The 25397-nt window shown below is 71.9% G+C and carries 20 protein-coding genes; 14 read left to right on the top strand and 6 right to left on the bottom strand.

Annotation, left to right across the window (positions count from 1 at the left end; all coding sequences use genetic code 11):
• Window positions 1-41: 41 nt before the first annotated feature.
• Window positions 42-1124 carry a sugar phosphate nucleotidyltransferase gene (locus ACFVT5_RS42540; protein WP_389899585.1) on the top strand — a complete coding sequence of 361 codons (1083 nt, stop codon included), beginning with the start codon at window positions 42-44 and terminating at the stop codon, window positions 1122-1124.
• Window positions 1125-1174: 50 nt separating this feature from the next.
• Here ACFVT5_RS42540 and ACFVT5_RS42545 read toward each other — a convergent pair whose 3' ends face one another.
• From ACFVT5_RS42545 to ACFVT5_RS42560, 4 genes are all read right to left on the bottom strand, one after another.
• A complete protein-coding gene (locus tag ACFVT5_RS42545; protein WP_389899587.1) occupies window positions 1175-2200 on the bottom strand; it encodes a DNA-3-methyladenine glycosylase family protein in 1026 nt (341 codons plus the stop codon).
• A 94-nt stretch (window positions 2201-2294) separates the two neighbouring features.
• Window positions 2295-3668 carry a coenzyme F420-0:L-glutamate ligase gene (locus tag ACFVT5_RS42550; RefSeq protein WP_389899589.1) on the bottom strand — a complete coding sequence of 458 codons (1374 nt, stop codon included), beginning with the start codon at window positions 3666-3668 and terminating at the stop codon, window positions 2295-2297.
• Window positions 3665-4639: a 2-phospho-L-lactate transferase gene (cofD, locus tag ACFVT5_RS42555; RefSeq protein WP_389899590.1), complete on the bottom strand. Its 975-nt coding sequence runs from the start codon at window positions 4637-4639 to the stop codon at window positions 3665-3667. Before cofD ends, ACFVT5_RS42550 begins: the two co-directional genes overlap by 4 nt.
• 42 nt (window positions 4640-4681) lie before the next feature.
• On the bottom strand, window positions 4682-5215 hold the full coding sequence (locus ACFVT5_RS42560; RefSeq protein ID WP_389899592.1) for a cysteine dioxygenase: 534 nt from the start codon (window positions 5213-5215) through the stop codon (window positions 4682-4684).
• A 669-nt stretch (window positions 5216-5884) separates the two neighbouring features.
• Between ACFVT5_RS42560 and ACFVT5_RS42565 the strand changes: the two genes are divergently transcribed.
• The 3 genes from ACFVT5_RS42565 to ACFVT5_RS42575 all read left to right on the top strand — a co-directional run bounded on the left by ACFVT5_RS42565 (window position 5885) and on the right by ACFVT5_RS42575 (window position 11752).
• Window positions 5885-6157, top strand: a complete 273-nt coding sequence (locus ACFVT5_RS42565) for a WhiB family transcriptional regulator (RefSeq protein WP_389899593.1) — start codon at window positions 5885-5887, stop codon at window positions 6155-6157.
• 259 nt (window positions 6158-6416) lie between these two features.
• Window positions 6417-10268, top strand: a complete 3852-nt coding sequence (locus tag ACFVT5_RS42570) for a glycosyltransferase family 2 protein (protein WP_389899595.1) — start codon at window positions 6417-6419, stop codon at window positions 10266-10268.
• Window positions 10265-11752, top strand: a complete 1488-nt coding sequence (locus tag ACFVT5_RS42575; protein WP_389899596.1) for a DUF5719 family protein — start codon at window positions 10265-10267, stop codon at window positions 11750-11752. The genes ACFVT5_RS42570 and ACFVT5_RS42575 overlap by 4 nt, the downstream gene beginning before the upstream one ends.
• A gap of 35 nt (window positions 11753-11787) precedes the next feature.
• On the opposite strand, the gene ACFVT5_RS42580 is transcribed toward ACFVT5_RS42575, so the two are convergent.
• Complete coding sequence (locus ACFVT5_RS42580) at window positions 11788-12255, bottom strand: metallopeptidase family protein (RefSeq protein ID WP_389899598.1); 468 nt, start codon at window positions 12253-12255, stop codon at window positions 11788-11790.
• 379 nt (window positions 12256-12634) lie between these two features.
• On the opposite strand from ACFVT5_RS42580, the gene ACFVT5_RS42585 reads away from it, so the two are divergent.
• From ACFVT5_RS42585 to ACFVT5_RS42625, 9 genes are all read left to right on the top strand, one after another.
• Window positions 12635-13012, top strand: a complete 378-nt coding sequence (locus ACFVT5_RS42585; RefSeq protein WP_389899599.1) for a DUF3499 domain-containing protein — start codon at window positions 12635-12637, stop codon at window positions 13010-13012.
• Window positions 13013-13201: 189 nt separating this feature from the next.
• The gene (locus ACFVT5_RS42590) at window positions 13202-14818 is read left to right on the top strand and encodes an L-lactate permease (RefSeq protein ID WP_389899600.1); all 1617 of its coding nucleotides are present in this window, start codon (window positions 13202-13204) and stop codon (window positions 14816-14818) included.
• A 112-nt stretch (window positions 14819-14930) separates the two neighbouring features.
• Window positions 14931-16295, top strand: coding sequence for a phosphomannomutase/phosphoglucomutase (locus ACFVT5_RS42595; protein ID WP_389899602.1), 1365 nt, complete (start codon window positions 14931-14933; stop codon window positions 16293-16295).
• Window positions 16296-16465: 170 nt separating this feature from the next.
• Window positions 16466-16636 carry a Trm112 family protein gene (locus ACFVT5_RS42600; protein ID WP_389899603.1) on the top strand — a complete coding sequence of 57 codons (171 nt, stop codon included), beginning with the start codon at window positions 16466-16468 and terminating at the stop codon, window positions 16634-16636.
• Window positions 16637-16681: 45 nt separating this feature from the next.
• Window positions 16682-17809, top strand: coding sequence for an SIS domain-containing protein (locus ACFVT5_RS42605; RefSeq protein WP_389899605.1), 1128 nt, complete (start codon window positions 16682-16684; stop codon window positions 17807-17809).
• Window positions 17810-17883: 74 nt separating this feature from the next.
• Window positions 17884-19077: a mannose-6-phosphate isomerase, class I gene (gene manA, locus ACFVT5_RS42610; protein WP_389899606.1), complete on the top strand. Its 1194-nt coding sequence runs from the start codon at window positions 17884-17886 to the stop codon at window positions 19075-19077.
• Between the two features lie 117 nt (window positions 19078-19194).
• Complete coding sequence (locus ACFVT5_RS42615; RefSeq protein ID WP_389899607.1) at window positions 19195-20202, top strand: cation diffusion facilitator family transporter; 1008 nt, start codon at window positions 19195-19197, stop codon at window positions 20200-20202.
• Window positions 20203-20470: 268 nt separating this feature from the next.
• A complete protein-coding gene (gene ahcY, locus ACFVT5_RS42620) occupies window positions 20471-21928 on the top strand; it encodes an adenosylhomocysteinase (protein WP_389899608.1) in 1458 nt (485 codons plus the stop codon).
• A 230-nt stretch (window positions 21929-22158) separates the two neighbouring features.
• Window positions 22159-22773 carry a hypothetical protein gene (locus ACFVT5_RS42625; RefSeq protein WP_389899609.1) on the top strand — a complete coding sequence of 205 codons (615 nt, stop codon included), beginning with the start codon at window positions 22159-22161 and terminating at the stop codon, window positions 22771-22773.
• 60 nt (window positions 22774-22833) lie between these two features.
• Here the strand turns inward: ACFVT5_RS42625 and ACFVT5_RS42630 are convergent, their stop codons facing one another.
• Window positions 22834-23919 (bottom strand): RDD family protein, encoded by a 1086-nt coding sequence (locus ACFVT5_RS42630; RefSeq protein ID WP_389899610.1) that lies wholly within the window; start codon window positions 23917-23919, stop codon window positions 22834-22836.
• Between the two features lie 103 nt (window positions 23920-24022).
• Here ACFVT5_RS42630 and ACFVT5_RS42635 point away from each other — a divergent pair, with 103 nt between their 5' ends.
• Window positions 24023-25030: a stage II sporulation protein M gene (locus ACFVT5_RS42635; RefSeq protein WP_389899612.1), complete on the top strand. Its 1008-nt coding sequence runs from the start codon at window positions 24023-24025 to the stop codon at window positions 25028-25030.
• Window positions 25031-25397: the final 367 nt, after the last annotated feature.

A 25397-nucleotide genomic window follows, 5' to 3' on the forward strand; every position in this document is an offset into this window, starting at 1 on the left:
GCGGCAGCGCGGCCGGCCCCGGCAGGAAGCAGAGACGACAGGTGACAGAGGCGATCCTCCTGGTCGGAGGCAAGGGCACCCGGCTGCGTCCCCTCACGGTCAACACCCCGAAGCCGATGGTTCCGGCGGCGGGTGTCCCGTTCCTCACGCATCAACTCGCGCGGGCACGCGCGGCCGGCGTCGAGCACATCGTCCTGGCGACCTCCTATCTCGCGGAGGTCTTCGAGCCCTACTTCGGCGACGGCTCCGCACTCGGCCTCCACCTGGAGTACGTCACCGAGGAGGAGCCGCTCGGCACCGGCGGCGCCATCCGCAACGTCGCCTCACGCCTGCGCTCCGGACCCGACGAACCGGTCCTCATCTTCAACGGTGACATCCTCACCGGGCTCGACATCCGCGCCTTGGTCGCCACCCACGCGTCGTCCGGCGCCGATGTCTCCCTGCATCTGACCCGGGTCGCCGACCCGCGCGCGTACGGACTGGTCCCGACCGACGATACGGGCCGCGTGACCGCCTTCCTGGAGAAGCCGCAGACCCCCGAGGAAATCGTCACCGACCAGATCAACGCGGGCGCCTATGTCTTCCGGCGCTCCGTCATCGACTCCGTCCCGACCGGCCGCCCGGTCTCCGTCGAGCGCGAGACGTTCCCGGAACTGCTGGCCGCCGGCGCCCATCTCCAGGGCATGGTCGACTCCACGTACTGGCTGGACCTGGGCACTCCACAGGCGTTCGTACGCGGCTCGGCGGACCTCGTCCTCGGCCGCGCACCGTCCCCCGCGATCCCGGGCCGCTGCGGCGACTCCCTCGTTCTCCCGACCGCCGAGGTGGCCCCCGACGCCAAACTCACCGGCGGCACGGTGATCGGCGCGGGCGCCCGCATCGGCTCCGGCGCCCGCGTCATCGGCAGCACGGTCCTGTCCGGCGCTGTCATCGAACCGGGCGCCACCGTCACGGACTCCCTCATCGGCGAACGCGCCCACATCGGCGCCCGCACCCTCCTCACGGACACGGTCATCGGCGACGACGCGAAAGTCGGCGCCGACAACGAACTGATCGCGGGCGCGAGAATCTGGTGCAACACGAAGGTCCCCCCAGCAACAGTCCGCTTCTCATCGGACCAGTAGGTCCAAAGACCACCGGTGGCTTGCCCACAACCAGGCCACCGGCCCGCACCCTACAAACGACCGATGTCCCCCCGAGGCATCTTCGGCATCCGCCGAGCCGGGCTCCGCCCGGACAACAGAATCAACCGAGCCGCCCGATGCCGCTGCCCGGCATACGGCTCCAGAAGCTCCAACATGACGGAGTCATCAGCGAACCGGTCACCAACCAAGGCGTACCCCACAATCCCCGGCAAATGAAGATCCCCCACGGTGACGCAATCGGCGGCCCCATGACTCCGCTGAACAACCTCCGCCGAGGTCCACGGCCCGACCCCCGGAACCAGCTCAAGCCGATCCCGCGCCCGCAAAGGCTCCAGATCAACCCCCTGCTCAAGCCGCGCAGCAACCCGTACGGCCCGCAAAATCGTGGACGCCCGCTTGTTGTCGACCCCCGCCCGATGCCACTCCCAGGAGGGAATCAACGCCCAGGTACGCGGCGCGGGCATGACGTACAGCGCGGGCACCCGCTCCCCGTCGGCGGGGCCCGGCGCGGGCTCCCCGAAGCGCCGTACGAGCTGCCGCCACGCCCGGTACGCCTCGTCGGTGGTGACCTTCTGCTCCAGGATCGACGGAATCAGCGATTCCATGACGAGCCCGGTCCGGGTGAGCCGCAGTCCGGGCCGTCGGTGCCGGGTCTCCGCGACCAGCCGGTGCCGGGGCTCGAACAGCTCGGGTTCGTCGAACGCGCCGAGGAGCGCGGGCAGTTGGTCGAGCAGCCACGCGGCGCCAGGACCCCACGCCGAGCCCTCGGCGACGCCGCCGCGCAGGGCGACCCGGAGGGTGCCGGGGCCCGCCGGCGTACGGCAGGCCCGCCACACGGACCCGTCGGGCAGCGCGCGGAAGGTGGGGTCGGCGGGCCCCCGCCGCAGCGGTCCGAGTACCAGCCCGAGATCGAGCGCCCCGGTGGGTACCCAGCGGCGCGTACGGGCCGGAGCCACCGGCCGCGGCACCGCGACCCGCCCCGGCGCCCGGTCGGCGCCGATCCGCCCACCGCGTACCTCGGTGCGGGTGGGCCGCGGTGCGTAACGCCCGGCCACGATCAGTTCCCTCCACGCTCTTCCCGCCGTCCGCCACGGACGGCGACCTCACGAGCGTAGGCACACCCGGCCCGCGTACCGCACCGCGCGCGCGTCACCGTACGGTGATGAACGTCTCCGCGTCGCGCGCGGGCCGCTCCCTGGGCGCCTCGGCGGGGTGCCCGATCGCGACCGTGCCCATCGGGTCCCAGTCCGCGGGCAGCGCGAGCGCTTCCCGGACCACCTCGCGGCAGAACATCGTGGAGGACACCCAGGCGGAGCCGAGGCGCTCACCGGCGAGGGCGACCAGCAGGTTCTGCACGCCCGCGCCCGCGGTGACCACGAACATCTCCCGCTCGGCGCCGTCCCTGCGCGCGTCCCCGTAGTGATGGGAGCCGTCCATGACCAGGCACGGGACCACCAGATACGGCGCCTTGCGCAGCACGTCGCCGCGCCGGACGCGCCGTGCGATGGACTCCTCGGACTTGCCGTCGCGGCGGAGGTCCGCGATCCACGCGTCCCGCATGGCGTCCAGGAGCCGGGTCCGGGACGCGGCGCTCTCCAGGAGGACGAACCGCCACGGCGTGGTGTGGTGGGGCGCGGGCGCCGTGACCGCGGCGGCCACCGCGCGCCGCACGGCCCCCGGGTCGACCGGTTCGTCCGTGAACGCCCGCACGGTCCGCCGCTGGGTCACGGCCTCCCGCACCGCCTCCGACGTACCGAGCCGGAACATGTCGTCCCGGGAGGCGCGTACCAGCTCCCGCGCGCCCCGGTCCGGGCCGTCACGCTCGTCGGTGAGGGCGCCCGGCAGCCCGCGCACCACCGCGACGGGCAGCCCGGCGGCCTTGCCTTTGACGAGGTCCCCGGCGGACGCCAGTTCGTCGGCGGTGGCGACGACGGTCGCGCCGAGGGGGTTGCCGTGCGCGTCGGTGCCGCCGCGCAGATCGTCGAGGACGCGGACTCCCGCGGCGCCGATGGCGACATCCGTCAGGCCGTTGCGCCAGGGGCGGCCGAAGGTGTCCGTGAGCACGACGCCGACGTTCACGCCGAGCGCGGCCCGCAGCCCTTCGCGGATCCCGCGCGCGGAGGCGTCGGGGTCCTCGGGCAGCAACAGCACGGTCCCGGCAGGGGTGTTGGAGGCGTCGACCCCGGCGGCGGCCATCACCAGACCCTGCCGGTTCTCGACGATACGGAGCGTCCCGCGCCGCGCCACGACCCGTACGGTCTCGGCGTCTATGGCGTCCTCACGGTCCGCCGCCTCGCGCAGGCGCCCCTCGGCCTTGGAGACGATCTTCGAGGTGACGAGGACGACATCGCCGTCCCTGAGCCCCGGTTCGGCGGCGGCGATCAGCTTCGCGAGGTCGTCGCCCGCGGCGACCTCGGGCATTCCGGCCACCGCCCACACGCGGAACGCGGGCGCGCCGCCGGGTGCGGTCGCGCCGCCCTGGTCGCGGGTGCCGTCCGGCACGCGGGTGCTGTCCGCCGTCATGCCCGTACCTCCTCGGCCAGCGTGAGTGCCTCGCGCGCCATGCGGGCGGCGGCGTCCACGTCGGTCATCATCAACGGCACCGAGCGGCAGCGGATTCCGGCGGACTCCACGCGCGCGACGGTGCCGGCGTCGACGGTGTCCACGAGCCAGCCGTCGAGCAGCCCCGATCCGTAGTGCTCGGCGACGGCCGCGGCGGTGGACTCGACACCCACGGCGGCGAGCACCTTGTCGGCCATCCCGCGCACGGGCGCGTCCCCGACGATGGGCGACAGGCCCACGACGGGCACGCCCGCGTCGGCGATGGCCTCGCGGATGCCCGGCACGGCGAGGATGGTGCCGATGCTGACGACCGGGTTCGACGGCGGGAAGAGGATGACGTCGGACTCGGCGATGGCCTCCAGCACGCCGGGCGCGGGCTTGGCCTGGTCCGCCCCGACCGGCACCACGGCGTGCGCGTCGACGGAGGCCCGCAGCCGCACCCAGTACTCCTGGAAGTGGATGGCCTTGCGCTCACCGGCGCCCGGCTCGCCCTCGGGCACGGTGACGGCGACATGGGTCTCGATGCGGTCGTCGGACATCGGGATGAGCCGCACACCGGGCTTCCAGCGGTCGCACAGGGCCTCCGTGACGGCGCTGAGCGGGAAGCCGGCGCCGAGCATCTGCGTCCGCACGATGTGCGTCGCGAAGTCGCGGTCGCCGAGCCCGAACCAGCCGGGTCCCACGCCGTACGCGGCCAGCTCCTCCTTGAGGTGGAAGGTCTCGTCCTGACGCCCCCAGCCCTGCTCCTCGTTGATGCCGCCGCCGAGGGTGTACATCACCGTGTCGAGGTCCGGACAGACCTTCAGGCCGAAGAGGTGGATGTCGTCCCCGGTGTTGCCGATGACCGTGATGTCGGCGTCCGGAGCGGCCCGCTGAAGACCGCGGAGGAACCGGGCACCGCCAATACCGCCTGCCAGAACCACAATGCGCATACGGGCAAGTCTGTCAGGCGGGTACGACAACGCGCCGGGCGGTCAGCCGATGACCCCGTCCCGGGCGGGGGCGTGCGGGGCGGCGGGAACCGGTGTGTCGGCTCCGGCGCACTGGGCGGCGCGCATCGGCATCTCGGTGAGCCCGGGGTAGTACACGTGCAGGCTGACGGCGGGTTCGAGGGAGTCGTTGACGACCTCGTGGACGTAGCCGGGCGCGAAGACGCGCTGCGCACCCGTCGACAGCGCGCGCGTGCCGCGTTCCGTGTGCTCGGTGAGCCGCCCGTCGAGGACGGTGAGCACGCCGCTGGAGCGTCCGTGGTCGTGGAGTCCGCTGCCCTGACCCGGTACCCAGGACAGCAGCCACACCTCGTACCCGGGTCCGGTGCGCAGCCGGTGGTACCAGCGGCTGGCCGCGTCGTAGCGGACGAGGGAGCGCCACTGGGCGCGGTCGGCGGCGACGGCTCTGGCGAGTCCGGCGAACTCGGCCACGGTGACGGGGTGCTCGCGCGCGGGCTGGAGGAGGTGCGGTACTTCAAGGATGTCGCCGGCGATCTGGAGGTCGCTGTCGCTGTTCATCGGGGCGGTGGGTCCTCGGCGGAAGAGTGCGGAAGAGCGCGGTCGACCGCCCGGGTCAGGGGCGGGAGAAGCGGAGAAGAGACGAGCGGAGAAGCGGCTGGAGCGCGGTGGGCTCAACAGCAGGTGGGACAACAGCAACAGCGCGCGGGGGCAGCACCGAGGGACCCGGGGCGGGTCACGGAAAGCGCCAAGTTCGCGAGCATGCCCACCAGGCAATCGGTTCACACCTTCCGTGTCAACTGCACGCCCGATGGGTGGGACGAAATTCACCTCTTCCGGTTACTCCGGCTGGCGAAAGGTTTGTGCAGGCGCCGACCAGGACACATGGCGCACAACCGGCGCACGAGGTGCGGTGCGATCCCGTGATCCACATGTGATCCCTTTCGCACCGCCTCTCCCGTCGGAACGCGATCACTGTCCGGGGCGTCCTTCTCCGTAAGGAGTCCGGGATCTGGATGGGCCGCGGGACGGGTCACTGGCGAGTGTCATGGTTTATGCCGATTTGAACACTTTCTGTGCCCCCTTGGTTCCGCAGAGTGAATAAGGGGCCCAATAGCAGATCTCGGCTTGACTGGCCCGGATCGGCACACTTGTAATTTCACTCGTGTCGTTCAGCCGATACCGGTAACGGCAGCACCACGGGGACGTAAAGACGGACGAGGGGCGCACATGACCGAGCTGTTCCAGCAACTGCTGGTCGAGGCCATCGAGGACGTGGACGAGGAACTCGGCTGGCAGGAGCGCGCACTGTGCGCGCAGACCGACCCCGAGTCCTTCTTCCCCGAGAAGGGCGGCTCCACTCGCGAGGCCAAGAAGGTCTGCCTCGCCTGCGAAGTCCGCTCGGAATGCCTGGAATACGCCCTCGCCAACGATGAACGCTTCGGTATCTGGGGCGGTCTGTCCGAACGAGAACGCCGTCGCCTGAAGAAGGCCGCCGTCTAGAACCCCTTTCCGCGCGCGTCCCGGCCGCCGACACCGGCCCAGGGGCACCGACCCGGGGGTGCGTGACCGCCCGACCAATCGGCACACACCCCCACGTAACGAACTACGTGACGAACGGCCCGTCGCAGGTGGGTTATCCACAGGCGGCGGGCCGCTGTGCTGCCCAGCCGTTAGTGTGGGCCCTCGTCCGAGATGCCCCCGCGTCCCCGCAGGGCCGCAGGCGTCCACCGCAGTCCACCGAACCGGGGCCCGTACCTCGATGTCCGTGCACAGCCAGCAGGCCGGCCACTACGACGCCGCAGGCGGCGCGTTCGACGCGCACCGCCCAGCGGTCTTCGACCCGACCCGGCCGCCCGAATACCCGCGACACGTGGTCACCGCCGTCATCGTCTCCCACGACGGCGCCCGCTGGCTGCCCGACGCCCTCGCCGGGCTGCTCGGCCAGGACCGGCCGGTGCAGAACGCCGTGGCGGCCGACACCGGCAGCGCCGACGACTCCGCGCGCCTGGTCACCGAGGCACTCGGCGCCGACCGCGTCCTGCACCTCGCCCGGCGCACCGGCTTCGGCCAGGCCGTCGACGAGGCCGCCCGCACCGCCGGCGTCCTCACCCCCGACGACCTGCCGTACCTCAAGCGCCCCAGCGGCTGGGACCCCGTCACCCGCACCTGGCGCGACGACGCCTATGACATGCCCGAGCTGCCGCACGGCGAACCCGAGCAGTGGCTCTGGCTCCTGCACGACGACTGCGCCCCCGAACCCGACGCCCTCGCGGAACTCCTCCGCGTCGTCGAGAACGAACGCGAGGCGGGCCAGGACGTCGCCGTGGTCGGCCCCAAACTCCGCGGCTGGTACGACCGCAGGCAGCTCCTCGAAGTCGGCGTCACCATCGCCCACAGCGGGCGCCGCTGGACCGGCCTGGACCGCCGCGAACAGGACCAGGGACAGCACGACCACGTCCACCCGGTCCTGTCCGTGTCCACCGCCGGCATGCTGATCCGGCGCGAGGTCTTCGAGGAACTCGGCGGGTTCGACCGTCGACTGCCCCTCATGCGCGACGACGTCGACCTGTGCTGGCGCGCCCACAGCGCCGGCCACCGCGTCCTGGTCGCGCCCGAGGCGGTCGTCCGACACGCCGAGGCAGCCTCACGCGAGCGCCGCGCCGTCGACTGCGTCGGCCGCACCGCGACCTCGCCGCACAAGGTCGACAAGGCGGGCGCCGTCTACACCCTGCTCGCCAACGCGCGCGGGGCCATCGTGCCCTGGATCCTCGTACGGCTCGTCGTCGGCACCGTCCTGCGCACCCTCGCGTATCTCGTCGGCAAGGTGCCGGGACAGGCACTCGACGAGATCGCCGGCCTCTCGGCGACCCTCCTGCGGCCCGGCCGGATCCTCGCCGCGCGCCGCCGCCGTGGCCGTCCACGGATCGACAAGGACGAACTGCGGCCCCTGTTCCCGCCGCCCGGCGCCACGCTCCGCCTCACCGTCGAACAGGCCGCCGGCAACCTCACCGGCGGCTCCGACCCCGAGATCCCCACCGGCGGACGCCACGGCGCCGTCGAGTCCGGACCCGGCGGCGACGACGCCGACTTCCTGGAGATCGAACAGTTCGCACGGCTCAAGCGCATCGCGCGCCGGCCAGGACCCGTGCTCTTCGTCGTCCTGCTCGTCTTCTCGCTCATCGCCTGCCGCGCCCTGCTCGGCGGCGGCGCCCTCGCGGGCGGCGCACTCCTGCCGGCACCGGCGGACGCGTCGGACCTGTGGGCGCGCTACGCCGACGGCTGGCATCCCATCGGCACCGGCGGCACCCAGTCCGCACCGCCCTACCTCGCGGTGCTCGCCGTCCTGGCCACCCTCCTGTTCGGCTCCACCGGACTCGCCGTCACCGTGCTCCTGGTCTGCTCGGTGCCGCTCGCCGGATTCGCCGCCTACTTCGCGTCCCGGCCCCTGGTCACCTCACGCCTCCTGCGCGCGTGGGCATCCGTCGCGTACGCCTTTCTGCCCGCCGCCACCGGCGCGCTCGCGGGCGGACGCATCGGCACCGCCGTCCTCGCGATCGTGCTGCCGCTGATGGCCCGCGCGGGCGTCGCGGCCAGCGGCCTCGCCCTGCACACCACGTCCTCCGCGCGCGGCAGTTGGCGCGCCACCTGGGCGTACGCACTGCTGCTCACGCTCACCACGGCCTTCACGCCGATCGTGTGGCCCATCGCGCTGATCCTCGGCATCGGCCTGCTCGTCGTCCGCCGCGCCGACATCACCGCGTACGGGCTGCGCTTCCTGGCCGCGCTCGGCACCCCGCTGCTGATCCTCGCGCCCTGGTCCCTGTCGCTGCTCCCGTTCGGCTTCTTCCGCGAGGCCGGGCTCGACTTCGGCGGCGACGCCGCGTCCGCGCTCGACCTCCTCGGCGCGTCCCCGGGCGGCCCCGGCACCGTGGACGGACTCCTGCTCATCGGCATCGTCCTCGCCGCGCTCGCCGCGCTGCTGCGGGTCGAGCGGCAGGCGGGCGTGCGCACCGCGTGGGCCGTCGCCCTGGTCGCCCTCGTCTTCGCCGCGCTGTCCAACGCCTCGACCTGGGCGGGCCCCGCCACCCTCGTCTACGGCATCGCCCTGCTCGGCGCCGCGACCATCGGCGCCGACGGCGCGCGCTCACGCGTCGCCGAACAGAGCTTCGGCTGGCGGCAGCCCGTCGCGGCCCTCATCGCGTTCGCCGCCGCCGCGGGCCCGCTGCTCACCGCCGCCGGATGGATGATCGGCGGCGCGAACGGCCCCCTGGAACGGCGCGACCCGATCCAGGTGCCCGCGTTCGTCGCCGAGGAGAGCGGCACCCGGGACCAGGCCCGCACGCTCGTCCTGGACGGCGACTCACCCGCGCGCGTGGCGTACACCCTGGTGCGCGGCTCGGGCGTCCGCCTGGGCGACGCCGAACTCGCCGACGCCGCCGGCGACAACAAGACGCTCGACAGGGTCGTCGCCAGCCTCGTCGCCGGGTCCGGCGCCGACCAGGCCGACCAGCTCGGCGGCTTCGCCGTGCGCTATGTCCTCGTCCGGGACGGCGCCCCGCGCGAGATGGGCCGCGTCCTGGACGCGACGCCCGGCCTCAGCCGCCTCAGCCAACAGGACGGCAGCGCCCTGTGGCGCGTCAACCGGCAGGTCGCGCGCGCGGTGATCGTGCCGAAGACCGGTGACCCGCAGCCCGTCGCGTCGGGCCCCGTCGAACTGCACACCGACATCCCCGCGGGCGACGCCGGCCGCGTCCTGCGCATCGCCGACACCGCGGACCCGGGCTGGACCGCCACACTCGACGGCGCCCCGCTGCCCCGCACCACCGTCGACGGCTGGGCCCAGGGCTTCGAACTGCCCGCGTCCGGTGGCCGCGTCGACGTCACCTTCGACGCGCCCCTCGGCCACACCGGCTGGCTGTGGGCACAGGGCGCGCTGGCCGTCGTCCTGGTGGTCCTCGCCCTGCCGGGGCGGCGCCGCGACGTCGACGACGACCTGCCCGACGAGCCCGAGGCGGCGCCCGCACCGGTGACCGGCGAGGGTCGCCGCGCCCGCCGGCTGCGCGCCCAGGCGGCGGCCGAGGGCACCGACCAGGACCAGGATCAGCCGCAGGGCCAGTCGCAGGACCCGGACCCCTCGCAGGCCCCACGGACCGTGCCCGCGCCCCCCGAGGCCGCCCCGCAGCCACCGGGCGAGCCCCCGGCCGTCCCGCGCCAGGCCGCGTACGGCGAGTGGGACACCGCGAACCAGGCCGCCACGGACCCGAACGCGGGATACGGCACCTACGGCGACGACCCGTACCAGCAGGGCACCGGCTACCCGCAGGACCAGTACCAGGGCGCCGCGTACCCCACGGGCGGCTACGAGCCGTACCAGCAGGACGCCTACGGCCAGGACGCGTACCAGGAGGGCCAGTACCAGCAGGGCCAGTACGCCCAAGGCGCCTACCAGGAGGGCCAGTACGACCCGTACGCGCAGGCCGCGCCCTCGTACGACGGCGGCGCCTACGACCCCGCGTACGGGCAGCAGGACGCCGCCTACGGTCGCCCGCCCGCCCCGCAGGTCCCGCCGCACGGCACCGACAGTGAGCGCCCCGACGGGAGCCAGCAGTGAACCGCACCACCGTGTCCCTGATCGCCGTGACGACCGCGCTGGCCGCCGTCACCGGTTTCGCGGCACTGAACGCGCCGGACGCCCCGGCGGCCGACACCGCGCAGGCAGCCGCCCGGCTCCCCGTCGAACGCAGCAGCCTGCTGTGCCCGGCGCCCAGCACATCGGACCTCGCCGAGACGTCGTACACGTCGTTCACGCCGGCGACACCGGACGGTGAGGCCGCGGGGAAGGCCGAACTGGCCGCCGCGGAGAAGGAGTCGGCGAGTTCCGGCAAGACCAAGAAGCCGGACACGAAGCCGGTCCTGACACCCAAGGAGCCGGGCAAGCCGGTCGGCGGCTCGGCGTCGGGCGCGGACGTGCCCGCGCGGATCGGCACCGCGCAGGGCGGCCTCGCACCGGGCTGGACGGTGCAGGAGACCACGACGGTCACGGCGGGCAGCGGACGCGGCGTCCTCGGCACCACCTGCTCGGCACCCGACACGGACTTCTGGTTCCCGGGCGTCAGCACCGCCGACGAGCGCACGGACTACGTCCATCTGACGAACCCGGACGACTCGGCGGCCGTCGTCGACATCGAGCTGTACGGCAAGGACGGCGCCCTCAAGTCCGATGTGGGCGAGGGCATCCAGGTCCCGCCGCACGCGAGCGTGCCGGTGCTCCTGTCGACGCTCCTGGACAAGCCGCAGACCAACCTCACGGCGCATGTGACCGTGCGCAGCGGCCGGGTCGGCGCCGCCGTGCAGGCCGCCGACGACAAGCTCGGCGCGGACTGGCTGGCGCCCTCCACCGACCCATCGGGCAGCCTGGTCCTGCCCGGCATCCCCAAGGACGCCACCTCGGTCCGCCTGGTCGTCTTCGCGCCCGGCCAGGACGACGCCGACCTGAAGGTCGAGCTCGCCTCACCGAACAGCTCGATCAGCCCCGCCGGACACGAGACGCTGCACGTCAAGTCCGGGATGACGGCGGCCGTGGACCTCGGCGACGTCACCAAAGGCGAGGCCGGTTCGCTGATGCTGACGCCCACCGACCGGTCGGTGCCCGTGGTCGCGGCGCTGCGGGTGGTGCGTGGCAAGGGCGACAAGCAGGAGACCGCGTTCATCCCGGCGACAGCACCGGTGAGCACGCGCGCGACGGCGGTCGACAACCGCGCCAAGGGCTCCACGCTGGCGCTGGTCGCCCCGGGCGCGACGGCCGTGGTCAAGGTCACCGCGTCCCCGGGCACGGGCGGCGGCTCACCGGTCACCGAGAAGTACACGGTCAAGGCCGGTACGACGCTTGAGGTGAAGCCACCGGTGCCGGGCGGGCTCAAGGGCACGTACGCGCTCACCGTCGAGCCCGTGTCGGGCGGCCCCGTCCACGCGTCACGGCTGCTGGAGCTGCCCGAGGGCGGCGTCCCGATGTTCACGGTGCAGACGCTGCCGGACGACCGGGGGACGGTGTCGGTACCGAAGGCGGAGCCGGATCTGTCGGTGCTGGTGAAGTAGGCCCCCGCGCGCGTGACGGGATGGCGGGGGTCGGCTCAGTCCTCGCCGTACCGGGGATCCACCGTCTCGGGGGTCAGCCCCAGCAACTCGGCGACCTGCTCCACGACCACCTCGTGCACCAGGGCGGCGCGCTCGTCGCGCCCCTTGGTGCGGATCTCGACGGGACGCCGGTAGACGACCACGCGCGCGGGACGCCCCTCGCGCGCGGGAACGATGCCACCGAGCGGCACACTGTCGTCGCTCCAGCCGCCGTCGGCACCCGACGGATCGAGGCGCGGCACCTCGACCACCAGGAAGTCGATCTCCGCGAGCTGCGTCCAGCGGCGCTCCAAGCGCTCCACGGAGTCCTGGACGAGATCGGCGAACACCTCCGCCCTGCTCGCGGAGAGCGGCACCTGAGGCGGCGCCACAGGGCCGCGCATGCCCCTGCCGTGCCGGTCACGGCGGCGAGGGCCCGGCCGGGGCCCGGGAGCGGCGGGAGGAGGCGGTGCGGGGGTGTCCATCACTGACGAAGCGTAATCCCCCGCGCAGCCACCGGGCGCCCGTCCGCGCGGCGCCCGGTAGGCCGTACGGGCGCACGGGGCGGTGGCGCGCGCGGAGCACGTAGGGCCGCACATACGGCATGTCGCTTCCTGACCATTCCAGCCAAGCTTGCGCTCGATTACGGTTCTCTCCCGGACCGTGGATCTTGCGGCAATTGACGGCATTTTCGCCTGATGATGACCGCGCCCGACACCCCCCTTACCCCGGGTATCCGCCGTCCCCGCAGGTCAGCGGAGAGCGCCCGGGGCGCCCGTAGGTACGGATCACGCCACGACACGGTGGAGTGACCCGGGGGAGAGTCGTCGCGGCCCGCTCAAGAGTGCGGTACCGTCCAACGTCGTGAGCCCTGTACGTCGCTGTTCGCGCACCGCCTGCGGCCGTCCCGCCGTCGCGACACTGACGTACGTCTACGCCGACTCGACCGCGGTCCTCGGCCCGCTCGCGACCTACGCCGAACCCCACTGTTACGACCTGTGCGCCGAGCACTCCGAGCGGCTGACGGCTCCGCGCGGCTGGGAGGTCGTCCGGCTCGCCGCCGCCTCCGGTCCGACCCGGCCCAGCGGTGACGATCTCGAAGCGCTCGCCAACGCCGTCCGTGAGGCGGCCCGCCCGCAGGAGCGTGCCGCGGAGGCCGGTGGGGGCGGTTCCCGGGGCGGTGACCCGAGGAGCAGTTCGCGCCGGGGGCATCTGCGGGTCCTGAAGTCCCCGGACTCCTGACGTCCCCGTCCCCGGGCTCCTGAGGTCCGCGGGGCGACTTTCCGTACCAGGGCGACTTTCCGTACCGGTTCTCGTTGACGTCTGTACGACCTTCACCGCACACCCATTGACGTCAAGTTGTCACGGGCATGACCATTCCTTCCATTCGTGAGAGTAAGTTTCCGCATCACGGAATTCCAGGGAGGACCCGTGTTCGTCCAGCAACTGGAGCCCATGGCCGACTCGCTCGGCCTGTCCGCACTCGTCGCGACCCTGCCCCTCCTCACCGTCCTGATCCTGCTCGGCGTCGTCCGCATGAAGGCCCACCACGCCGGACTCATCGGCCTCGCCGTCGCCGCGCTCGTCGCCTGGCTCGGCTACGGCATGCCCGCAGGACAGACCCTCTCCGCCGCAGCACAGGGCGTCCTGTTCGGCCTGTTCCCCATCATGTGGATCGTCGTCAACGCCCTGTGGGTGTACCGGATGACCGTCCGCACCCAGCACTTCGACATCCTCCGCCGCTCCTTCGGACGGCTCTCCGACGACCCGCGCATCCAGGCCCTCGTCATCGCCTTCTGCTTCGGCGCGCTGCTGGAGGCCCTCGCGGGCTTCGGCGCCCCCGTCGCGATCTGCGCGGTGATGCTGGTCGCGCTCGGCTTCGACCCGGTACGCGGCGCCGTCGTCGCCCTCGTCGCCAACACCGCGCCCGTGGCGTTCGGCGCGATGGGCACCCCCGTCGTCACGCTCGCCCAGGTCACCGGGCTGCCCCTGGACAGCGTCGCCTCCGTCGTCGGCCGCCAGACACCCCTGCTCGCCCTCGTCGTACCGCTCGTCCTCGTCGGCCTGGTCGACGGCCGGCGCGGGCTGCGCGAGACCTGGGTGCCCGCGCTCGCCTGCGGAGCCGCCTTCGCCGTCGCCCAGTTCGCCGCCTCGAACTACCTCTCCGTACAGCTCGCCGACATCGTCGCCGCCCTGGCCGGCGCCGCCGCCCTCGTCGCGCTGCCCCACGCGCGCAGGCCCGCCACCGAATCCGTACGCGTCGCCGTCCTCACCGGCGCCCGCAGCGAGGACCTGGACGAGACCGACCCGCGCCGCGAGGTGCTGCGCGCCTACGCCCCGTACGCGCTGATCGTCGCCGTCTTCTCGATCGGTCAGATCCCGGCCGTGAAGGACCAGTTGGTGAAGGCCACCCGCGTCTTCGACTGGCCCTTCCTCGACGTCGCGGCGCCGGGCGGCCAACCCGTGTCGGGGAACACGTTCTCGCTGCCCCTCGTCGCCACCGGAGGCACCCTCGTCCTGCTCGCCGGGCTCCTGACGGCGGCCGTACTCGGCGTGCACGCGCGCGTGGCGGTACGCGAATGGGCGGCCACCGTGCACGAGTTGCGGTTCGCCATCCTGACCGTGACGTCCGTCCTGGCCCTCGCCTATGTGATGAACCTGTCCGGACAGGCCGCCACCATCGGCCACTTCGTCGCCGCGGCCGGCGCCGGACTCGCCTTCCTGTCCCCGGTGCTCGGCTGGTTCGGGGTCGCCGTCTCCGGCTCGGACACCTCCGCGAACGCCCTCTTCGGCGCCCTCCAGGTGACCGCCGCCCAACAGTCCGGCCTGTCGCCCGAACTCCTCGCCGCGGCCAACAGTTCGGGCGGTGTCCTCGGCAAGATGATCTCGCCGCAGAACCTCACCATCGCGTGCGCGGCGGTCGGGCTGAAGGGCCAAGAGGGCGACCTCCTGCGCAAGGTGCTGCCCTGGAGCCTCGCCCTGCTCCTGGTGATGTGCCTGATCGTGGTCCTCCAGAGCACGGTGGTACTGGGCTGGATGCTGCCCTGACCGGTACGGACCCGGCACGCGTCCAGACGCGCCGCCTCACCGCTGACGGTCATCTCGTACGGGTAGTTTGGGGCCGTCAAGAGGACGCCAGGAGACTCCAGGAGGGTTGGCCGTGGCTGCTGATCTGTCGCAGATCGTGAAGGCGTACGACGTCCGAGGTGTGGTTCCGGACCAGTGGGACGAGACGCTGGCCGAACTGTTCGGCGTTGCCTTCGTCGAGGTGACAGGCGCTCAGGCGATCGTCACCGGGCACGACATGCGCCCCTCGTCGCCGGGTCTTTCGCACGCCTTCGCGCGCGGTGCCGCCGCCCGCGGTGTGGACGTCACGGAGATCGGGCTCTGCTCGACGGACCAGCTGTACTACGCGTCCGGCGCACTGAACCTGCCGGGCGCCATGTTCACCGCCTCGCACAACCCGGCGAAGTACAACGGCATCAAGATGTGCCGGGCCGGCGCCTCACCCGTCGGCCAGGACACCGGACTCACCGAGATCCGCCAACTGGTCGAGACCTGGACCGACTCGGGTGCCCCGGAACCCACCGGAACCCCGGGAACCATCACCCAGCGTGACACGTTGCAGGATTACGCGGCGCACCTCCGCTCCCTCGTCGACCTGACCTCCATCCGCCCCCTGAAGGTCGTGGTCGACGCGGGCAACGGCATGGGCGGACACACCGTCCCCACCGTCTTCGCGGGGCTGCCCCTCGACCTGGTGCCGATGTACTTCGAGCTGGACGGCACCTTCCCGAACCACGAGGCCAACCCCCTCGACCCGAAGAACATCGTGGACCTCCAGGAGCGGGTCCGCACGGAGAGCGCCGACATCGGCATCGCCTTCGACGGCGACGCCGACCGCTGCTTCGTCGTCGACGAGAACGGCGACCCGGTCTCGCCCTCCGCCGTCACCGCCCTGGTGGCCTCCCGCGAACTGGCACGCAACGGCGGCAAAGGCACCGTCATCCACAACCTGATCACCTCCTGGTCGGTCCCGGAAGTCGTCCGCGAACAGGGCGGCACCCCCGTCCGCACCCGCGTAGGCCACTCGTTCATCAAGCAGGAGATGGCCAGGGCCGGCGCCATCTTCGGCGGCGAGCACTCCGCGCACTACTACTTCCGGGACTTCTGGAACGCCGACACGGGCATGCTGGCCGCCCTCCACGTCCTGGCGGCACTCGGCGGCCAGGACGGCACCCTGTCCGAGCTGGTCGCCCAGTACGACCGGTACGCGGGCTCCGGCGAGATCAACTCCACCGTCGACGACCAGACCGCCCGCCTCGCCGCCGTCAGGAAGGCGTACGAGGGCCGCGAGGGCATCACCCTCGACGAACTCGACGGCCTCACGGTCACGGCCACCGACTGGTGGTTCAACGTCCGCCCGTCCAACACGGAACCACTCCTCCGACTGAACGCGGAAGCCCGCGACGAAAAAACGATGACGGGGGTCCGCGACGAGGTCTTGACGATCATCAGAGGCTGACGCATGGCTGGGCGGCCATCGGCCGCCCAGCCATGTGGGGGCGCCCGCGCCCAGCCCGTCCGTTCGCGCCCACCGACCCGGGCCAGGCAGGCCCGGCGGGCACCACCGGCGGTACCCTGACCTGGCGCTCCCGCGCCGTCGCGCCACCGTAGACCCCGAAAGGACCCCCCATGCCGCTCGAAGCCGGCCTCCTGGAGATCCTGGCCTGCCCCGCCTGCCACGCCCCCCTCAAGGAGACGGACACGGAGCTGGTCTGCACGGGCAAGGACTGCGCCCTCGCCTACCCGATCCGCGACGGCATCCCCGTACTCCTGGTCGACGAGGCCCGCCGCCCGGCGTAACCGTAGAGACAACAGAACACGCACAGCGATCGGAGGCCCGTCGTCATGCTGGACGAATCGCTGCTGGACGCACCCGAGGCATTGGCCCGCGTTGACCGCCGCGGCCTCCTGCGGGGCGCCGCCGAGGCAGGCGCCCGCGTCCGCACCGCCGCCCGGCACGCCGCCGAGGCAGGCGTCAACGGCCTACGGCCCGAGGGCCGCCCTCGCGCCGTCCTCATCGCGGGCCCCGGAGCCGCCGCCACCTGCGTGGCCGACCTGCTCGGCACCCTCGCCGGCGCCTCCTGCCCCGTCATCCGGCTGAGCCCCACCGGAGTGGCCCCCGCCGCCGGCGCCCTGCGCTGGTCGCTCCCCGGCTGGGCCGGCCCCGTGGACCTGCTCCTCATCGCGACCCCCGACGGTACGGAACCGGGCCTCGCGCTCCTCGCCGAACAGGCGTACCGTAGGGGCAGCAGCGTCGTCGCGGTCGCCCCCACCGGCACCCCGCTCGCCCAGGCCATGGACGGCGCGCACGGCCTCGCCGTCCCCATGGCGACCGCCCCCTACGAGGAAGACGAGCCCGCCGCCGCGTCCGCCCCCGGAGCGCTCTGGGCGCTGCTCACGCCGCTGCTCGTCCTCCTCGACCGCACCGGCCTGCTCAGCGCGCCCGCCGACGCCCTCGAACGGGTCGCCGACCGCCTCGACCGCACCGCCGAACGCTGCGGCCCCGCCATCGCCACCTACAGCAACCCCGCCAAGACCCTCGCGGCCGAACTCGCCGAGGCCCTGCCCCTCATCTGGACCGAGGGCACATCGGCCGGGCCCGCGGGCCGCCGTTTCGCCGGAGCCGTCGCCGAACTCGCGGGCCGCCCCGCGCTCGCCGCCGAACTCCCGGAGGCCCTCCCCGCACACGGCGCCCTCCTCGCCGGCGACCTCGCCGGAGGCGCCGACCCCGACGACTTCTTCCGCGACCGCGTCGAGGAGGCCGCGGCCCTGCGCGCCCGGGTCGTCCTGCTGCGGGACCGGCCCACCGGCGGACTCACCGCCGCACCCGCCGCCCGCGAACTCGCCCTCGGCAACGACACCCCCATCAGCGAGCTGGAACCCGAGGACGGCGGCGAATTGGAAACACTCGCCGAACTGATCGCCGTCACAGATTTCGCCGCCGTTTACCTGGCGCTCGCCTCGGGGGCCTGATCTTGGCCTTGGGCACGCGCGGGAACTCGTAGCGTGTGCCGTTCGTCGTCCCCTGTACGGAGAAGAAGACCCCCATGGATCGCCTCACCAACACCGTCCGTCCCTACGCCTGGGGTTCGACCACCGCCATCCCGCGGCTCATCGGCGCCGAGCCGACCGGCGAACCACAGGCCGAGATGTGGATGGGCGCGCACCCCGGAGCCCCCTCCCGTACGGACCGCGGCGCGCTCAACGAGGTGATCGACACCGACCCCGAGCGTGAACTCGGCGCACCCGCCGTCGCCAAGTTCGGCCCCCGGCTGCCGTTTCTCCTCAAAATCCTCGCCGCCGGAGCCCCGCTCTCCCTCCAGGTGCACCCCGACCTCACGCAGGCCCGCGAGGGATACGCCGACGAGGAGCGCCGAGGCGTGCCCGTCGACGCCCCCCACCGCACCTACAAGGACGCCAACCACAAACCCGAACTGATCTGCGCGCTCACGCCGTTCGACGGCCTCTGCGGCTTCCGCCGACCCACCGAGACCGCCGACCTCCTCGCGCGCCTCGACGTCGACTCCCTCAAGCCGTACGTCGACCTGCTGCTCGCCCACCCCGAACAGGACGCCCTGCGCGAGGTCCTCACCGCCGTCCTCACCGCCGACCCGGCCCGGATCGCGACCACGGTGACCGAGACGGCGACGGCCTGCGAACGCCTCGCCAAGACCGACACCGACCCGCACCGCCGCTCCGACTACGCCGCGTACGCCGCACTCGCCCACCATTACCCCGGCGACCCGGGCGTCATCGCCGCCATGCTCCTCAACCACGTCCAACTCCAGCCGGGCGAGGCCCTGTTCCTCGGCGCGGGCGTCCCGCACGCCTACCTCGACGGACTCGGCGTCGAGATCATGGCCAACTCCGACAACGTGCTGCGCGCCGGCCTCACCCCCAAGCACATCGACGTACCCGAACTGCTGCGCGTCGTCCGCTTCGAGGCGGGCGACCCGGGCGTCCTGCGCCCCGAGGCCACCCCCGACGGCGAAGAGGTCTACGCGACCCCGATCGACGAATTCCGCCTCTCCCGCCACATCCAGCCGGAAGGCGCCGCCCCCTACGACGTCACCACCGCGACCCCGCAGATCCTGCTCTGCACCGCCGGCACCGTCCACGCCCGCTCCGCCGCCACCGGCGAACTGGCCCTCGCCGCAGGCGAGTCCGCCTTCCTCCCCGCCGGCGAAAAGACCGAAGTGTCCGGCGCCGGAACGCTCTTCCGGGCCACTGTGGTGGCCTGACACACCGCCGCCACGCCGTGCTGCAACAATGACCCACCGCAAAACGCGGGCAAAAACGCGGGTGAAGCAGTCCGCCCCGGCGGACACATGGCGTAGGTGAAGGGACATGGCGTACACATGAGCGCGTCTGGCGGAACCAAGGCGATCGTCGCGGCACTCGCCGCGAACCTCGCGATCGCGGTAGCGAAGTTCGTGGCGTTCCTCTTCAGCGGCTCTTCATCGATGCTCGCCGAGAGCGTCCACTCGGTCGCCGACTCCGGCAACCAGGGCCTCCTCCTGCTCGGCGGCAAGAAGGCCCAGCGCGAGGCGACCCCCCAACACCCCTTCGGCTACGGCCGCGAGCGCTACATCTACGCCTTCCTCGTCTCCATCGTCCTCTTCTCCGTCGGCGGCATGTTCGCCATCTACGAGGGCTACGAGAAGATCAAGCACCCCCACGAGATCGAACACTGGTACTGGCCCGTAGGCGTCCTCGTCTTCGCGATCATCGCTGAGAGCTTCTCCTTCCGTACCGCCATCAAGGAGTCCAACCCCCTGCGCGGCGACCTCTCCTGGTCGCAGTTCATCCGCCGCGCCAAGGCCCCCGAACTCCCCGTCGTCCTCCTGGAGGACCTCGGCGCGCTCGTCGGCCTGGTCCTCGCCCTCGCCGGCGTCGGCCTGGCCCTCGGCACCGGCGACGGCATCTGGGACGGCATCGGCACCCTCTGCATCGGCGTCCTGCTCATCGTCATCGCCATCGTGCTGGCCGCCGAGACCAAGTCCCTGCTGCTCGGCGAGTCCGCCGGCCTCGACGAGGTCAAGAAGATCGAGGCCGCACTCGTCGACGGCGAAACGGTTACCCGCGTCATCCACATGCGCACCCTCCACCTCGGCCCCGAGGAACTCCTCGTCGCCGCCAAGGTCGCCGTCCAGCACGACGACACGGCCACCGAGGTCGCCTCCGCCATCAACGCCGCCGAGGCCCGCATCCGCGCGAGCGTCCCGATCGCCCGCGTCATCTACCTGGAGCCCGACATCTACCGCGAGACCGAGGCCGCCCACGGCACCGACCCGGACGCCACCCCCGGCGGCCCCGGCACCCCCGAGGGCCACACCCCGGACACCCCGGCCACCCCGGCCCCCTGACCGGAAACCGACCGGAAACCGACGGCGAACCGCCCCAGGAGCCCCCAAGGAGTCCCCGGGCGCCCTGGGGCCCGCCCACCCGGCGGTGTAGATTCGTGACCTGAGCCAGACGTCGCTGCTGATGGCGGTCGGGCGGCCCGCACCCCGGGCCGGCCGAGGGAGAGAGGGCCTCCGACGGACTGCGCTGCGCGCGTCCGGGCACCCCTGTGCCCACCGTCGCGCAGATCAGCCGTACCCACCTCGACCGAACCACGAGGAGCAGCTCACCATGACGACTGTCGACAACCGACAGGACTTCAAGGTCGCCGATCTCTCCCTGGCCGTCTTCGGCCGCAAGGAGATCACCCTCGCCGAGCACGAGATGCCCGGCCTCATGGCGATCCGCAAGGAGTACGCCGACCGGCAGCCGCTCGCCGGCGCCCGCGTCACCGGCTCCCTGCACATGACCGTGCAGACCGCCGTCCTCATCGAGACCCTGACCGCCCTGGGCGCCCAGGTCCGCTGGGCCTCCTGCAACATCTTCTCCACCCAGGACCACGCCGCCGCGGCCATCGCAGTCGGCCCCGACGGCACCCCGGACAACCCCCAGGGCATCCCGGTCTTCGCCTGGAAGGGCGAGACCCTGGACGAGTACTGGTGGTGCACGGAACAGGCACTGACCTGGCCGAACACCCCCACCGGCGGCCCGAACATGATCCTCGACGACGGCGGCGACGCCACCCTCCTCGTCCACAAGGGCGTCGAGTACGAGAAGGACGGCAAGGTCCCCTCCGTCGACACCGCCGAGTCCGACGAGCACCGCGTCATCCTCGAACTCCTGCACCGCACCATCACCGACGGCTCCCAGAAGTGGACCCAGCTCGCCTCGGAGATCCGTGGCGTGACCGAGGAGACCACCACCGGTGTGCACCGGCTCTACGAGATGCACCGCGACGGCACCCTCCTGTTCCCGGCGATCAACGTCAACGACGCCGTCACCAAGTCGAAGTTCGACAACAAGTACGGCTGCCGCCACTCCCTGATCGACGGCATCAACCGCGCCACCGACGTCCTCATCGGCGGCAAGACCGCCGTCGTCTGCGGATACGGCGACGTCGGCAAGGGCTGCGCGGAATCCCTGCGCGGCCAGGGCGCCCGCGTGATCATCACCGAGATCGACCCGATCTGCGCGCTCCAGGCGGCCATGGACGGCTTCCAGGTCACCACCCTCGACGAGATCATCGACAAGGCCGACATCTTCGTCACCACGACCGGCAACAAGGACATCATCATGGCCGCCGACATGGCCAAGATGAAGCACCAGGCGATCGTCGGAAACATCGGCCACTTCGACAACGAGATCGACATGGCCGGCCTCGCGAAGATCCCCGGCATCGTCAAGGACGAGGTCAAGCCGCAGGTCCACACCTGGACCTTCCCGGACGGCAAGGTACTCATCGTGCTGTCCGAGGGCCGCCTGCTGAACCTGGGCAACGCGACCGGCCACCCGTCGTTCGTGATGTCCAACTCGTTCGCGGACCAGACGCTGGCCCAGATCGAACTGTTCACCAAGCCCGACGCGTACCCGACCGACGTCTACACGCTGCCCAAGCACCTGGACGAGAAGGTCGCCCGACTTCACCTGGACGCACTCGGCGTGAAGCTCACGACGCTCCGCCCAGAGCAGGCCGCGTACATCGGTGTCGAGGTCGAGGGCCCCTACAAGTCCGACCACTACCGCTACTGAGCACGACCGGTCACCGAACCTGTCCGCCGAGGAACGCGCCCGTGCGCTGACGCGCTCCTCGGCACCAGGTTCAGCGGCGGCGGACCTCGCTCAGACCGCGGCAGATCCCAGACAGGCCCCCGCACCCCCGTGTCGGGGGCCTGCCCCGTTCCCTACCGAAACCTGATCCGAACCCCGTACCGCCCCCGTGCCGTACCGCACCCGGACGACCGAACCGATCCAGGACCCCCATGCCCCGCGGCCGATATTCGCTCCACGATCTTCACGATCACACCCCCCTCGGTGACGAACACTTCCACTGCGCCCCCGGCCCCTCCGGCTGGCGATACGTCTCCCAGCTGACCACCCCTTCCGGCGATCACTCCGGCTCGGTCGACCTCGCACTCGACGAACTCGGCCGTCCCCTCCGCCTCGAACTCCACGCGGCGAGCTGGCAGGTACGCGGCGCCGCACTCGACGGCGTCACCTGGGTCCGCACCGACCCCACCGGAACCCACGCCACCGAAGGCAACGCCCCCGCCCACGCCTTCACCGGCACATCCCCCGCCTTCCTCGTCGCCGTCTCACGGCTCCTGCGCCTCACCCCCGATTCCCCCGCCACCCGGGTCCGCCTCGTCGCCTTCACCGACCCGGTCCTGGCACCGCGCACTCTCGACCAGTCCTGGGCCTTGCTGAAAAGAGAAGCACACGCCACTGACAACGGGCCCTTGACCGTGGAGGAATACCAGGTCACAGCCCTGGACACGGGGGAGCAGCACACGGTCCACCTCGCCGGCGACGTCGTGCTCTCGGCCCCCGGCATCGAGCTGGAAAGCCTCGAATCCCCGCCGTCGACCTTCACCTGACGGACCGGAGACTGAGGAACCGGAGGACCAGGTACCGGAGACCCAGGGACCGGTGCGGTCTCAGGCCGGGGGAGCGAAACCCGTCGAGGGCGGCGGCGCACCGCCCTCGCGCTCCGGCGACCCGACGACCGGCACCGTCACGGGGCCGGGGACCACGCCCGCCCCGGACGCCACCGCCCCGGAAACACCGGGCGCGGCCCAGCCCGGAGCGGCTTGCGCGGGTTCGGGGGAGGGAGACGTGTACGAGGGGGACGCGGAGGGGGAGGAGGGCGCCGCGTACCCCGGCGCCGGATAGGAGGGCGCCGGAGAGGACGGTGCCGCATATGACGGTGCCGGATACGAGGGTGCCGAAGGCTGCGGGGACGGATACGACGGCGGCGCGCCCTGAGCCGCTCCACCGCCACCGAAGGCGCGCCGCGCGTCCCGGGCCTGCCGCTCATGGACCACGGCCGCCAGATACACGGCAGGCGGCACCCCGGGCGGCGCCGGAGCCCCGGTCCGCGCCATCAGCTCCGTCGCGAGCCGCTGGGCCATTCCCCAGCCGACCTGCGAATCCAACTGCCCCATGCGCGTCAGGTACTGCCGGATCGCGAGCCAGAGCCCGTCCGGCACACCGGAGAGATCGAGTCCGGAGAAATGCCCCACGAGCCATGGCGGCGGCGGAGGCACATACGCCATCCGCCCCGTGGGCACCCGCTCCCGTACAACAAGGGTCCCCGCGAACAGATCACCCACGCGCCGCCCCCGCTCCGACGCCAGCGACGCGATGCACGCGATGATCCCCGACGTCATCAGGATCTCGACGACACCCACCGCACCGCGCACGAGCGCGTGCCGGAACCGGATCGGCCCGCCGTCGTCCCGCACCACCCGCAAACCGCACGCCAGCTTGCCCAGCGAACGCCCATGACTCAATGTCTCCACGGCGATCGGCCCACCCACCAGCAACAACAGAAAACTGCCCACCATAAGGGCCGCCGTCGCCGCGTCATCGAGCGAAGCAGTCGCCGTCATCAGCGCCATCGTCACGACGAGGTAGAGCCCGATCGCGACGGCCAGGTCGATGAGTACGGCCAGTGCGCGGCTCGGCAGTTTCGCGGGCCGCAGCTCCAGAGCCACCGCCTCACCCGTCACAAGCTCACTCACACGTGCCGCCCTTCTCCGCCCTGACCTGCCGTCCGTACGGCCAGTCTGCCAAGCTGAACACGCATCGTGCCGCAGTACGAGAAGCCGAGGAGCAGCCAATCCGATGGATCTCGACGTCTTCGTGTCCGCTCACCGGGCCGAATGGGACCGTCTGGACGCCCTGCTGCGCCGTCAGCGGCGACTCACGGGAGCCGAGGCGGACGAACTCGTCACCCTCTACCAGCGCACGGCCACGCACCTCTCCCTGATCCAGTCCAGCGCACCCGAACCGCAGCTCATAGGACGCCTCACGCAACTAGTGGCACGCGCGCGTAGTGCCGTGACAGGCACCAGGCGCGCGTCCTGGCGCGACGTGACCCGCTTCCTCACCCACGGGTTCCCGGCGGCCGTCTACCGAAGCCGTCGCTGGTGGGTGCCCACCGCACTGCTCTCCACCGCCGTCGCCGCACTCCTCGGCTGGTGGATCGCCACCCACCCGGAAGTCCAGGCGACCATCGCGGCCCCCTCGGAACTGCGCGACCTCACGCGCCCCGGGGGCCAGTACGAGACGTACTACTCCAGTCACCCGGCGACGTCGTTCGCCGCCCAGGTGTGGACGAACAACGCCCAGGCCGCCGCTATGTGCCTCGTCCTGGGCGCCTTCCTCTGCTTCCCCGTCGTCTGGATCCTCTTCCAGAACATGCTCAACCTCGGCGTAGGCATCGGCCTGATGTCCTCCGCCGGCCGACTCGACACGTTCCTCGGCCTCGTCCTCCCCCACGGCCTCCTCGAACTGACCGCCGTCTTTGTCGCCGCCGGCACCGGACTACGCCTCGGCTGGACCGTGATCGACCCCGGCCCCCGCACCCGCCGAGCCGCCATGGCCGAAGAGGGACGCGCCGCCCTGGGCATGGCCATCGGACTCGCCCTGGTCCTGTTCGTCTCGGGCGCCATCGAAGGCTTCGTCACCCCGTCCGGACTGCCCACATGGGCCCGTATCGCCATCGGGATCGCCGCTGAACTGGCCTTCCTCGCGTACGTGTACGTACTCGGGGGCAGGGCCGCGCGCGAGGGCGAGACCGGGGACCTCGACGCCGACGAGCGGAGCGCCGCCGTCCCCCTGGCCGCCTGATGTGCGTACCCCGCCGTTGACCTGCTAGTGTCCTCCTCGCCTCGCAAAACTTGTTGACACAGGTGGAGCGGGGAGGTAGATTCGAACAGTTGCCTAGGAACCGGTCAGGTTGCCGGGGTGACCTTGAGAACCTGTCTGCTCCACGGACATCGATCCTACGAATCGAATCCGCAGGAGCCCCTCCCGATAAATCAGAACTCACACGCTGGTTCAAACCGGCGGAACACTTCTGATAAAGTCGGGCCCGCCGGAAAGAAAAGCGTGTAAAGCGTTTGACTGGAAAGCGGCCGAGGAAATCAGAACCGAAAGGGTCTGATAGAGTCGGAAACACCGAAGGGAAGCCCGGAGGAAAGCCCGAGAGGGTGAG

Source organism: Streptomyces sp. NPDC058001, from assembly GCF_042886315.1.
In the GTDB taxonomy this organism is placed as follows: domain Bacteria; phylum Actinomycetota; class Actinomycetes; order Streptomycetales; family Streptomycetaceae; genus Streptomyces.

What these genes read in the sequence shown, in the direction of transcription:
- ACFVT5_RS42635 (WP_389899612.1), top strand. Translation starts at nt 24,023, where the DNA reads ATGGATCTCGACGTCTTCGTGTCCGCTCACCGGGCCGAATGGGACCGT.
- ACFVT5_RS42570 (WP_389899595.1), top strand. Translation starts at nt 6,417, where the DNA reads ATGTCCGTGCACAGCCAGCAGGCCGGCCACTACGACGCCGCAGGCGGC.
- cofD (WP_389899590.1), bottom strand. Translation starts at nt 4,639, where the DNA reads ATGCGCATTGTGGTTCTGGCAGGCGGTATTGGCGGTGCCCGGTTCCTC.
- ACFVT5_RS42560 (WP_389899592.1), bottom strand. Translation starts at nt 5,215, where the DNA reads ATGAACAGCGACAGCGACCTCCAGATCGCCGGCGACATCCTTGAAGTA.
- ACFVT5_RS42625 (WP_389899609.1), top strand. Translation starts at nt 22,159, where the DNA reads ATGCCCCGCGGCCGATATTCGCTCCACGATCTTCACGATCACACCCCC.
- ACFVT5_RS42550 (WP_389899589.1), bottom strand. Translation starts at nt 3,668, where the DNA reads ATGACGGCGGACAGCACCCGCGTGCCGGACGGCACCCGCGACCAGGGC.
- manA (WP_389899606.1), top strand. Translation starts at nt 17,884, where the DNA reads ATGGATCGCCTCACCAACACCGTCCGTCCCTACGCCTGGGGTTCGACC.
- ACFVT5_RS42600 (WP_389899603.1), top strand. Translation starts at nt 16,466, where the DNA reads ATGCCGCTCGAAGCCGGCCTCCTGGAGATCCTGGCCTGCCCCGCCTGC.
- ACFVT5_RS42605 (WP_389899605.1), top strand. Translation starts at nt 16,682, where the DNA reads ATGCTGGACGAATCGCTGCTGGACGCACCCGAGGCATTGGCCCGCGTT.
- ACFVT5_RS42580 (WP_389899598.1), bottom strand. Translation starts at nt 12,255, where the DNA reads ATGGACACCCCCGCACCGCCTCCTCCCGCCGCTCCCGGGCCCCGGCCG.
- ahcY (WP_389899608.1), top strand. Translation starts at nt 20,471, where the DNA reads ATGACGACTGTCGACAACCGACAGGACTTCAAGGTCGCCGATCTCTCC.
- ACFVT5_RS42615 (WP_389899607.1), top strand. Translation starts at nt 19,195, where the DNA reads ATGAGCGCGTCTGGCGGAACCAAGGCGATCGTCGCGGCACTCGCCGCG.
- ACFVT5_RS42565 (WP_389899593.1), top strand. Translation starts at nt 5,885, where the DNA reads ATGACCGAGCTGTTCCAGCAACTGCTGGTCGAGGCCATCGAGGACGTG.